10 protein-coding genes are annotated in these 10,453 nt (G+C 67.7%); 9 read left to right on the top strand and 1 reads right to left on the bottom strand.

What is annotated here, in order from left to right; all coding sequences use genetic code 11:
• The first annotated feature begins 110 nt into the window (after positions 1-110).
• The 9 genes from LLH23_23845 (at position 111) to LLH23_23805 (ending at position 10,009) form a co-directional block, all read left to right on the top strand.
• Complete coding sequence (locus LLH23_23845) at positions 111-1,007, top strand: amidohydrolase family protein (GenBank protein MCE5241510.1); 897 nt, start codon at positions 111-113, stop codon at positions 1,005-1,007.
• Positions 1,008-1,049: 42 nt separating this feature from the next.
• Entirely contained in the window at positions 1,050-2,300 is a 1,251-nt protein-coding gene (fabF, locus tag LLH23_23840; protein MCE5241509.1) for a beta-ketoacyl-ACP synthase II, read from the top strand.
• Between the two features lie 97 nt (positions 2,301-2,397).
• Positions 2,398-3,525 (top strand): Gfo/Idh/MocA family oxidoreductase, encoded by a 1,128-nt coding sequence (locus LLH23_23835; protein ID MCE5241508.1) that lies wholly within the window; start codon positions 2,398-2,400, stop codon positions 3,523-3,525.
• A gap of 102 nt (positions 3,526-3,627) precedes the next feature.
• The gene (locus tag LLH23_23830) at positions 3,628-4,833 is read left to right on the top strand and encodes an ABC transporter substrate-binding protein (protein ID MCE5241507.1); all 1,206 of its coding nucleotides are present in this window, start codon (positions 3,628-3,630) and stop codon (positions 4,831-4,833) included.
• A gap of 122 nt (positions 4,834-4,955) precedes the next feature.
• Positions 4,956-6,230: a hypothetical protein gene (locus tag LLH23_23825; protein ID MCE5241506.1), complete on the top strand. Its 1,275-nt coding sequence runs from the start codon at positions 4,956-4,958 to the stop codon at positions 6,228-6,230.
• 60 nt (positions 6,231-6,290) lie between these two features.
• A complete protein-coding gene (locus LLH23_23820) occupies positions 6,291-7,202 on the top strand; it encodes a branched-chain amino acid ABC transporter permease (GenBank protein ID MCE5241505.1) in 912 nt (303 codons plus the stop codon).
• Between the two features lie 160 nt (positions 7,203-7,362).
• Complete coding sequence (locus LLH23_23815; protein ID MCE5241504.1) at positions 7,363-8,442, top strand: branched-chain amino acid ABC transporter permease; 1,080 nt, start codon at positions 7,363-7,365, stop codon at positions 8,440-8,442.
• Positions 8,439-9,206: an ABC transporter ATP-binding protein gene (locus LLH23_23810; protein MCE5241503.1), complete on the top strand. Its 768-nt coding sequence runs from the start codon at positions 8,439-8,441 to the stop codon at positions 9,204-9,206. Before LLH23_23815 ends, LLH23_23810 begins: the two co-directional genes overlap by 4 nt.
• A 95-nt stretch (positions 9,207-9,301) precedes the next feature.
• Complete coding sequence (locus tag LLH23_23805; GenBank protein ID MCE5241502.1) at positions 9,302-10,009, top strand: ABC transporter ATP-binding protein; 708 nt, start codon at positions 9,302-9,304, stop codon at positions 10,007-10,009.
• 28 nt (positions 10,010-10,037) lie between these two features.
• On the opposite strand, the gene LLH23_23800 is transcribed toward LLH23_23805, so the two are convergent.
• On the bottom strand, positions 10,038-10,453 hold a 416-nt coding region (locus LLH23_23800), incomplete at its 5' end, for a copper amine oxidase N-terminal domain-containing protein (protein MCE5241501.1).

Here is a 10,453-nt window from a genome sequence, read left to right as displayed (position 1 = left end):
GTGACCCCACGCGCGCAGGTCGTCGCACAGCGACCGGTTGCGCGCGTGAGGACACGCGCGCCCACGCGGATCCTTGACTAGATGGGACTCGCGACGCGACAGGAGACATCATGTTCATAGACATCCATTGCCACGCCTACCGCATCCCGCCGCCGATCTACTCGATGTCCACCCCCGACCAGGTGGTCGAGGTGTTCGACCGGCTGGGCATCGAGAAGGGGGCGCTGCTGCCCATCGTGAGCCCGGAGGTGTACCTGCCCCAGGCGAATGAGGACATCCTGGAGATGTGCGCGCAGTACCCCGACCGCTTCTTTCCCTTCTGCAACGTGGACCCTCGGGCCATCTGCAACTCCTCGCACGCACCGCTGGGCGACGTGCTGCGCGCCTACAAGGACAAGGGCTGCAAGGGCGTGGGGGAGATCATGCCCAATCTGCCCATCATGGACGACATGGTCCAGAATCTGTTCAAGTGCGCTGAGGAGGTCGGGCTGCCGGTGACGACCGACGGCTCGCCGGTGCCGACCTGCAACTTCGGCCTCTACGACGAGCCCGGTCTGCCGGGCCTGGAGTTCACGCTCCGGCGCTATCCGAACCTGATCTACCTGGGGCATGGGCCGTGCTTCTGGACGGAGATCGCGCAGCTCGAGACGCCGGGGGAGCGGGGCTATCTGTTCCGCATGACCGGCGGGCAGTGCGGGCGGCAGCCGACCCACCCGATCAAGGAAGAGGGCGTCCTGCCCAAGCTCATGCGGCTGTACCCGAACCTGTACGGCGATCTGTCGGACGACTCCCCGCGCAATGCCCTCGCGCGCGACCCGGAGTACGGCCCCAAGTTCCTCACCGAGTTCCAGGACCGGCTGCTGTTCGGCACCGACCTGTGTTTCCCGACGATGCCGGTCAAGATCGTGGACCTGCTGATCGAGTGGCGGGACAGCGGCAAGATCACCGAGGCAGTCTTCCAGAAGGTGGCCCGCGAGAACGCCATCAAGCTGTTCGGGTTGGAGTAAGCCGGCCCCGGCAGTGGGCCGCACCACGCAGTAAGGAGCAACATGCACAAACGCAGAGTGGTCGTGACCGGCCTGGGCGTCATGGCGCCAAACGGGTGTGGGACGGAAGCCTTCTGGCGGGCGACGGTGCAGGGCGTCTCGGGCATCAAGTCCATCTCTACGTTCGACACTTCGGACTACTCCAGTCGGATCGCCGGGGAGATCCGCGACTTCGACCCGGAGGTGCACCTGCCGCCGGACACCGGCCGGCGGCTCGACCGCTTCGCCCAGTTCGGCGTGGCCGCCAGTTGCCTGGCGATCGCCGATAGCGACGGCGTACTCGACGCCTGCGACCGAGGCCGGATCGGGTGCATCATGGGCTCCGGCATCGGCGGGGTGCTGTACCATGAGCAGCAACTGCACGTCCTGCGCGACGCCGGCCCTCGTCGCGTCAACCCCTTCTCGGTCCCCCGCATCACCCCCAACGCCGTGAGCGGGCACATTGCCATGCACCACGGCCTGACCGGCTCCAACCTCACCATCTCCACCGCTTGTGCCTCCGGTAGCCACGCGGTGGGCGAGGCCCTGCGCAAGATTCAGTACGGCGAGGCGGATGTTATGCTGGCCGGCGGGGCCGAGGCGCCGCTCAGCCCGGGCACCGTGGCCGCCTTCTGCGTCATGCGCGCCCTGTCCTCGCACAACGACGAGCCCGAGACGGCCTGCCGGCCCTTCGACGCCACGCGCGACGGCTTCGTGATCGCCGAGGGGAGCGCGGTGCTGGTGTTGGAGGAACTGGAGCAGGCCCGCCGGCGCAACGCCTACATCTACGCCGAGGTGGTGGGCTACGGACTGACCTCCGGGGCCTACGACATGGTGCGGCCCGAGCCGACCGGTAGCGACGCGGCTGCGGCGATGTCCCTGGCCCTGCGCGACGCCGGCCTGGCGCCGGACGCGGTGGACTACATCAACGCCCACGGCACCGCCACCACACCGAATGATCTGACCGAGACGCTAGCCATCAAGCAGGCCCTCGGCGACGCGGCGCACCAGACACCGATCTCCTCGACCAAGTCGTGCGTCGGTCATGCCATCGGCGCGGCCGGGGCGATCGAGGCTGCCGTCTGTTGCCTCGCGATCCGCGACCGTGTCATCCCGCCCACCATCAACCACGCGCACCCCGACCCGGCCTGCGACCTCGATTACGTCCCCAACCAGGCCCGCCCTGCCGAGGTGCAGGTCGCGCTCTCGAACTCCTTTGGGTTCGGCAGCGTGAACGCCTGTCTGGCCTTCCGCAAGTACATCCCCGGCGCATGAGTGAGGCTCTGCCGCAGCCCCCTGTCGTTCCGCAACAGAGCAGGCCGCCCGCGCCGGGGTGGCGAATAGCTCGCGCATTCCACCCTTCGAGGCACCCATGTCACAGCAGCCCATCAGGATAGGCATCATCGGCGTCGGCTCCTGGGCCAACCGCATCCAGATCCCGCAGGTGCTGTCCCACCCGGCGGCGGAGTTGGTGGCCCTGTCGGCGCGGACGGAAGAGAAGCTGCGCGCCGCCGGCGAGCAGTTCGGCGTCACCGCTCTGTACACCGACTACGAGCAACTCCTGGCCCGCGACGACCTGGACGCCGTGTGCATCAGCAGCACCCACGCCATGCACTTCGAGATGGCCCGGGCGGCACTGCAGCGCGGCCTACACGTGTTCTGTGAGAAGCCGCTGGGGATGAACTCGGCGCAGACGCGGGAGCTGCACGACCTGGCGCGGCGGAGCGACCGCAAGACGATGGTGGCCTTCACCAACCGGTGGGTCCCCGAGAGCATCGCCGGCAAGCGGCTGGTGGAGGCAGGCTACGTCGGCGAGGCGTTCCACTACAACGTGTGCCAGCTTGCCGGCTACGGGCGGCCGGGAGGAAACTGGATGTGGCGGGCAGACCCGGAGATGGGTGGCGGGGTGCTGTATGACCTGGGCTGCCACAACATTGACCTGGCGCTGTGGCTGAACGGGCCCGTCCAGTCGGTCTGCGCGACGTGGAAAAACACCGTGCCGGAGCGCCCGGAGCGCGGGCTTCCCAGCCCGCGTATGCGCCCCACCGTCTGCAACGACACCCTCGCCTTCCTTGCTGAGTATGAGAACGGCTGCGAGGGGATCTTCCACATCAGTTGGACGGCGCCGGGCGACCGGATCATGCGGCACGAGCTGGCCGGGCGCGACGGCATCCTCACCCTGAGCCTGTACCACGACGTGTGGCGCAACGGGCTGGCCGGCTGCCGGGCGGGCGAACCGCAGCAGCAGCCCCTGCCGGTGCCGGACGACATCCAGCCGGCCATCCCACGCGACGTCTCGACCGACGAGCAGCGCGAGGCAGCGCTGCAAGCCTTCCGTTTCCGCTCCAGCAGCCTGGTCCGGGCCTTTATAGACGCCATCGCGGACGATCTCCCGATCGGGCCTGACTTCGCCGCCGGGCACGAGACGCAACGGGTGATGGACGCGGTGCTGCAGAGCGCCGCGGAGCGACGGTGGGTACCCCTCAGCGAGTTCCCGTGAGCGCGGGCCGGGCCTATCGCCGGGGTAGACGAAGCCGCCCCCAGCGGCTATAGTAGCTGGAATGCCTCGCCCGCTGTCACCCCTTCCTTGCGGAGTACTGCCATGAACCGTGTGCTGCCAGTCGCCGCGCTGCTCCTGCTGGTCACGCTCTGTCTGACCTCCTGCGGCAAAGTCTCCACCCCCGGCGGCTCCGCCACGCCGGCCACGTCGGCGACGCCCGTGGGCGGCACGCTCAAGGTCGGCCTGAACACCGAGCTGACGGGCACGATCCCCGTGGTGGGGCAGTCGTGCAAGAATGCCGCGGAGTTCGCCATCAAGGAAGTCAACGACGCGGGCGGTCTCGACGTCGGCGGCCAGAAGGTTCAGGTCGAGCTGAGCGTCGAGGACAACGAGGACAAGGCGGAGTCGGCGGCGGCCGTGGCGCAGAAGCTGGCCAGCGGCGGCGTCCTGGCGATGATCGGCCCGAACGCCTCGCGCAACGCCATCCCCGCCGCGGAGGTAGCCGAGTCGTCCAAGATGCCGATGATCAGCCCCTGGTCCACCAACCCGAAGCTTACCGTGGACGCCCGCAGCGGCCAGCCCAAGCAGTACGTCTTCCGCGCCGCCTTCACCGACGACTTCCAGGGCGTCGTGGCGGCCAAGTTCGCGCTGGGCGAGCTGAAGACCAAGCAGCCGGCCGTGCTGTATGACGTGGCTTCGGAGTACAACAAGGGCATTGCCGAGATCTACAAGAAGACAATTGAGGAGAACGGCGGCAAGATCGTCTCCTTCGAGACCTATACGACCGGCGACAAGGACTTCTCGGCCCAGCTCACCAAGATCGCCAAGTCCGGGGCCGACACGCTCTTTCTGCCGAACTACTACTCAGAAGTGCCGCTGCAAGTGAAGCAGGCCCGGCAGGTCGGCTACCAGGGCAAGATCTTCGGCAGCGACTCGTGGGGCAATGAGGAACTCGTGAAGCTCGCGGGCAAGGACTGCGAGGGGCTGTACTTCACGACCCACTATGCCGCCGACACCGCCACCCCCAAAGCCCAGCAGTTCATCACCGCCTACAAGGCGGCGTACAACTCCGTGCCCGATGATGTCGCGGCGCTGACCTACGACTCGTTCGGCCTGCTGTTCGCGGCGGTGAAGACGGCCGGCCAGCTCGACCGCGAGGCGGTCCGCACCGCCCTGGCCGGGATCACGAACTATGAAGGCGTGACCGGCAACATGCAGTTCAAGGGCACGGGCGACCCGGTCAAGAGCGCCGTCGTGATCCAGATCAAGGACGGCAAGTTCAAGTTCTTCCAGACGGCGCAGCCGTAGTGGACTAGGAAGGAAAGTCACGTCAGGCGCTCGGGATGTCACGACCGCCCGACCCGCCTACAACACGGAGCAGCGGCCTGCAACCTGCTTGTGCCTCGGGTGACCCACGGGAGGAGACAGTGATGGACGGATTGGTCCGACGGCTCGTGGAGAAGGCGATCGGGGACTCGCGAGCCGAGAGGGAGCAGGCCGTCAATGAGCTCGCCGCCCTCGGAGGCCAGAGGGCACTCGACGGCCTCGTTGCTGCAGTGTGCGCTGGTGACGCCCGGAACGTCGACACATGGCGCATCAGGAATGCGGTAATCGCGTTCGGGGAGGACGCGCGGCCCGTCCTGAGGCAGGCCCTTCAAAGCCGGCCGCCTGAGGAGCGGGGCGCGGTGCTGATCATGCTCGCCGAAGTCTCGGGTGGTGACGCCGCGCTGGCCCTAGCTGCCCTGTCCAGCGATCCGAACGTGACTGTTAGGCGCCGGGCACTCGGTCCACTGTCCTGCGTCGAAGGTCCCCGCGGAGCTGATGCGCTGGCCGCATACGCGAATGACACCGACGATGGGATCCGCGGCGAAGTCGCTGAAATGCTCTGCAAACGCGGCGATCCAAGAGGGGTGGACCTGGCGCTGGCGGCAATCTGCAACATGAACGTGCGCCAATTCAACGATTGGCATTCCGCCGTGAAGGGTCTGCGTGCGTCGTTCGGCTTTGCGGGAATCGGGCAGGACGCCGCAGAGAAGGTGTTAGCCGCCTTCGAAGCCGCAGATAAGGAGATCCGTTCCCGTCTGGACGACCTGGTGGGTATAAGTGGTCATCCGCGCGCACAGGAGGTCCTCCTTGACGCATTGCGGGATGCAGAGTCCGAAATCGAGGCGGCTGGCATCGCCAATGCACTGACACAGTCGGGGTCTGCCCCCAGCAACCCCGAGGACGCAGTGTGGTATTGGATGGGTCTTGGTCGGTGGGAGGAAGCCGCGACGTGGGGAACTGCGGCTGTCGCGCCCATGACCACGGCCCTCAGGCGCTGGGCGCATTCAAAGGCGCGCGTGCGCTTCAAGGACGAGCTGCCCGACGCTCTGGCACGCATCGGCGGTGCTCAAGTGATCGGTCACCTGAGGGAGGCCATGCTCAGCGAGCCATGGGTCGCGGAGCAATGCCTCCGGGCCATCGCCAACATCCTGGAGAACAGTGCGTCGCAGGTGTCAGTGGAAGACCTCGACGCCATAGCCGCCATGCGAGCCCGAACCGTGGATGGTCTCCGGGAGGTCCCCGCCAACACAGGTGACTGTGACTGGGAGACGATCCCGTACCGGCTAGACTGTGGCCCGATCGCGGAACTGGCGAGGGATGAACTGCACCGCCGCGGCCTACCTGTACCCCGTCGCCGGTGGCTGCTCTGGAAGGTATGACGGACCATTGACTCGCGGCCCTGCGACATGTGACTTTGCCTTCACCTACTGGTACCGCCCATGTCCTTCTTCCTCCAACAGCTCCTCAACGCCATGCAGGTCGGTAGCGTCTATGCGCTGATCGCCCTGGGCTACACCATGGTCTATGGCATCCTGACCATGATCAACTTCGCCCATGGCGACATCTTCATGGTCAGCACGTACCTGGCGTTCGCGGCTTCGGGGCTATTGCTGGCGCACCTGGGGGGGGCCTCGCCGCTGGTCATTTTCGTCTGCACGATCGTCGTGGCGGTGCTGGGCACGTCCCTGCTCGCCGTGCTGATCGAGCGCGCGGCCTACAAGCCGCTGCGCAACGCCCCGCGCATGTCCGCCGTCATCACGGCGCTGGGGATCGGCCTGCTGCTGGAGAACTCCTTCGTGGCCATCAAGGGCATCGGCCCGACGCCGCGGATGCTGCCGCCCCTGATCCCCGCGGGCGAGGTGCACGTCGGGGGCATCACCATCTCCAGCCTGCAACTGGTCATCATCGGCCTGGCGCTGCTCACGATGCTGGCGCTGGACCTGACCGTCCGCAAGACGATGCTGGGCATCGCCATGCGGGCGATCTCGTGGGATCACACCATCGTGCCCCTGATGGGCGTACCCAAGGACCGCATCATCTCCCTGACGTTCGCCCTCGGGGCAGCGGTGGCGGCCGTGGGCGGCACGCTGTACGGGATGGCCTACACCATTGACCCGTACATGGGCATCCGCATCGGCTGGTGGGCGTTCATCTCGGCGGTGGTGGGCGGGATCGGTAACATCCGCGGCGCGATGCTCGGGGGCTTCATCCTGGGCTTCGTCGAGATCTTCACCCCTGTGGTGCTCAAGTCGTCCAGCTACCGCGACATGATCGCCTTCTCACTGCTGCTGGTGCTGCTGATCTTCAGGCCGACGGGGATTCTCGGGCGGACGGTGAGTCAGAAGGTGTGACGGGGTAGGGGATGAACGGCGTCCTCACCCCTTCCCCTCTCCCTCGCGCTCGGTGAGGCTGAGCGCTCCGGAGAGGGACATCGCCTGTTGCTTGGTGGCTTCGCAGCCACAGAGGGGTCGGGGGTGAGGCAAAGCCGTTCCGCCGTTCGGTAACCATCACATGCACATGCGTCTCCTCCAGTTCATCCAGCGTCACCGGGTTCCGCTGATCCTCCTCGCAGCGGCTCCGCTGACGTTCCTGCTGCCCCGGTATGGGATCATCAACCCGTACCTGGAGCTGGTCCTCAAGTACATCGGCATCAACATCATCCTGACGGTCAGCCTGAACCTCATCAACGGGTACATGGGCGAGTTCTCGGTGGGGCACGCGGGGTTCATGGCCATCGGGGCGTATGCCGGGGCGCTGCTGACGGTGCGCCTCTTCCCGGCGGGGCTGGGGCCCGTGCTTTTTCCCGTGGCGCTGCTCGGCGGCGGTGTAGCGGCCGGCATCGCGGGCCTGGCCATCGCCTTCCCGTCGTTCCGCACGCGCGGGGACTACCTGGCCATCGTGACGCTGGCCTTCAACATGATCGTCAAGAGCGGGCTGGAGAACATCCCGGCGGTCGGCGGGCCGCAGGGCCTGATGGGCATCAACAAGCTGACCACGCTGCCGTGGGTGTACCTGTGGGTCATCATCGCCATCGTCCTGGCGCGCAATGTCGTCTACTCGCGCCACGGGCGCGGCGTGCTGGCCCTGCGCGAGGATGAGACGGCGGCCGAGCTCGTCGGGGTGAACAGCCGGCGGGTCAAGGTGCTGATCTTTGTCTTCTCGGCCTTCCTGGCCGGCATCGCCGGGGCGCTGTTCGCCCACGAGTTGCAGTTCATCAACCCCCGCTCCTTCACCATCCTCAAGTCCACCGACATGCTGGTGATGGTCTATCTGGGCGGGGTGGCGAGCCTGGGCGGCTCGATCCTGGGCGCCACGGTGTTCACCGCCGTGCTGGAGGCGCTACGGCCGCTGCTGCAGTGGCTCCACATCTCGGCCGAATGGCGGCTGGCGGTCGCGCCGCTGTTCCTGGTCCTGCTCATGCTGCTGCGGCCCCGGGGCATCATGGGCCACCGTGAGTTCGGCTTCCTGCTGCCGGCGGAATACCGGCGGCAGCGCGTGGCGTCGCGCGGTCCGGGACATCCTGGACCGGCCGGTGGGCCGTCTGGGACGTCCGGCCCCACGCGGGATGATGATACGGAGGCAGTCGCATGAGCCTCCTGTCCCTGCAGCATGTCACCCATCATTTCGCGGGTCTGCGGGCCGTGTCGGACTTCAACCTGCAGCTCGAGGCGGGTGAGCTGGTGGCGCTCATCGGCCCCAACGGCGCGGGGAAGACGACGATCTTCAACCTCATCAGCGGGGTCTACCGGGCGAGCGCCGGCAGCATCGCCTTCGCCGAGCACAGCCTGCTCGGCCGCTACCCGCACCAGATCGTCCGTCTGGGCCTGGCGCGCACCTTCCAGAACATCCGGCTCTTCCGCGACCTGTCCGCACTGGACAACGTCCGCATCGCCTGCGACGGCCATAGCCACACCTCGATCCTGCAGAGCCTGCTGCGCCTGCCGGGCTACGTACGCGGCGAGCGCGAGACGATGGCGCGGTCGCTCGAACTGCTGGCGGCGTTCGGGCTCGCCGACCTGGCCGCTGCGCCGGCCGGCAGCTTGCCCTACGGCCAGCAGCGGCGCCTGGAGATGGCCCGGGCGCTGGCCACGCAGCCGCGCCTGCTGCTGCTGGACGAGCCGGCGGCGGGCATGAACCCCGCCGAGGCCCACGAGTTGATGAACCTCATCCTGTGGATGCGGCGGGAGTTCCACCTGACCATCCTGCTCATCGAGCACCAGATGCAGGTCGTGATGGGGGCCGCCGAGCGCGTGCTGGTGCTGGATTTCGGGGAGACCATCGCCGAGGGCACGCCGGTGGAGATCCAGGGCAACGATAGGGTGATCGAGGCCTACCTGGGGGAGGAGGCGGACTGATGGCGCTGGATTCCGTGGGAGCGGTCACCTGCGGGTGCGAGCACCCGCGGCGCGATGTCGCGGTCGGTGACCGCTCCCACACTGACCGCGAGACGCTGCTCGACATCCGCGACCTCCACGTCTCCTACGGCGGCATCGCGGCCCTGCAGGGGGTGTCGCTGGAGGTGCGCGAGGGTGAGATCGTGAGCCTGATCGGGGCCAACGGGGCGGGCAAGTCCACGCTGCTGAAGGCCATCTCGGGGCTGGTGCCCTGGCGCGGCGCAATGCGCTTTGGGACAAGCGATCTGGCGCGCGTGCCGGCCCACCGCATCACGGCGCTGGGGCTGGCGCACGTGCCCGAGGGCCGGGGCATCTTCGCCAACCTCACCGTCTTCGAGAACCTCAAGCTGGCCACGTGGACGCGAGGCGACCGCGCGCAGGTGGCGCACGACTACGAGCGCGTCTATGGGCTGTTCCCGCGTCTGGCGGAGCGGCGGCGACAGTTGGCAGGACTGCTGTCGGGCGGGGAGCAGCAGATGCTGGCGATGGCGCGCGCGCTGATGACCCGCAGCCGGCTGATGCTGCTGGATGAGCCCTCGATGGGCCTGGCGCCCGTGCTCGTGCGTGACATCTTCCGCGTGCTGCACGACATCAACCAGGCGGGGACGACCGTCCTGCTGGTGGAGCAGAACGCCCGGCAGGCGCTGAAGCTGGCCCACCGGGCGTATGTGCTCGAGACGGGGCGGATCGTCAAGGCCGGCCCGAGCGCCGAGCTGGCGCAGGACCAGAGCCTGATCGAGGCGTACCTGGGGAAGGCGTTGTAGCGGCGCGATTCATCGCGCCTGCGGTCTGTCAGAACTGTGGCGCCGGGAACGCCACGCCCATCGTCTTGCTGGCCGCGTCCCACTTTAGTTCCCCCCCGATGGTCTCCACCGTGAACCGCAGCGGAATGTACACCTCACTGCCCACCAGGACCGGCGGCGTCGCCAGCGGCACGCGCGCGCCGTCCACGGTGGCCGTCGTCTTGCCGACCCACATGACCACAGTCTTCCGCCCCAGGACGATGAGGCGTCGCGTGGCGCGGTCGTAGCTCATGCCGATCGGCGAGGCCTGGAAGAACGGCATCATCGGCACCATCGTCGCGCCCTTGATGACCCGCGGCGCCGGGCCGGTGTAGGGCTTGCCGCCGATGACCAGGCGCATCCCCGTGGCGGAGGACGGACCGCTTGACAGGGCGCCCGCGCTGGCAGCCGTGCCGCCCGTGCCCG

Source organism: bacterium, from assembly GCA_021372615.1.
Classification (GTDB): Bacteria; Armatimonadota; Zipacnadia; order Zipacnadales; family UBA11051; genus JAJFUB01.
Note: the sequence above shows the minus strand (reverse complement) of the source record. Positions and strands in the feature narration are given on the sequence as shown.

Bases quoted from the DNA above. Each gene is read 5' to 3' on its own strand.
- LLH23_23845 (MCE5241510.1), top strand. From the start codon at position 111: ATGTTCATAGACATCCATTGCCACGCCTACCGCATCCCGCCGCCGATC.
- fabF (MCE5241509.1), top strand. From the start codon at position 1,050: ATGCACAAACGCAGAGTGGTCGTGACCGGCCTGGGCGTCATGGCGCCA.
- LLH23_23835 (MCE5241508.1), top strand. From the start codon at position 2,398: ATGTCACAGCAGCCCATCAGGATAGGCATCATCGGCGTCGGCTCCTGG.
- LLH23_23830 (MCE5241507.1), top strand. From the start codon at position 3,628: ATGAACCGTGTGCTGCCAGTCGCCGCGCTGCTCCTGCTGGTCACGCTC.
- LLH23_23825 (MCE5241506.1), top strand. From the start codon at position 4,956: ATGGACGGATTGGTCCGACGGCTCGTGGAGAAGGCGATCGGGGACTCG.
- LLH23_23820 (MCE5241505.1), top strand. From the start codon at position 6,291: ATGTCCTTCTTCCTCCAACAGCTCCTCAACGCCATGCAGGTCGGTAGC.
- LLH23_23815 (MCE5241504.1), top strand. From the start codon at position 7,363: ATGCACATGCGTCTCCTCCAGTTCATCCAGCGTCACCGGGTTCCGCTG.
- LLH23_23810 (MCE5241503.1), top strand. From the start codon at position 8,439: ATGAGCCTCCTGTCCCTGCAGCATGTCACCCATCATTTCGCGGGTCTG.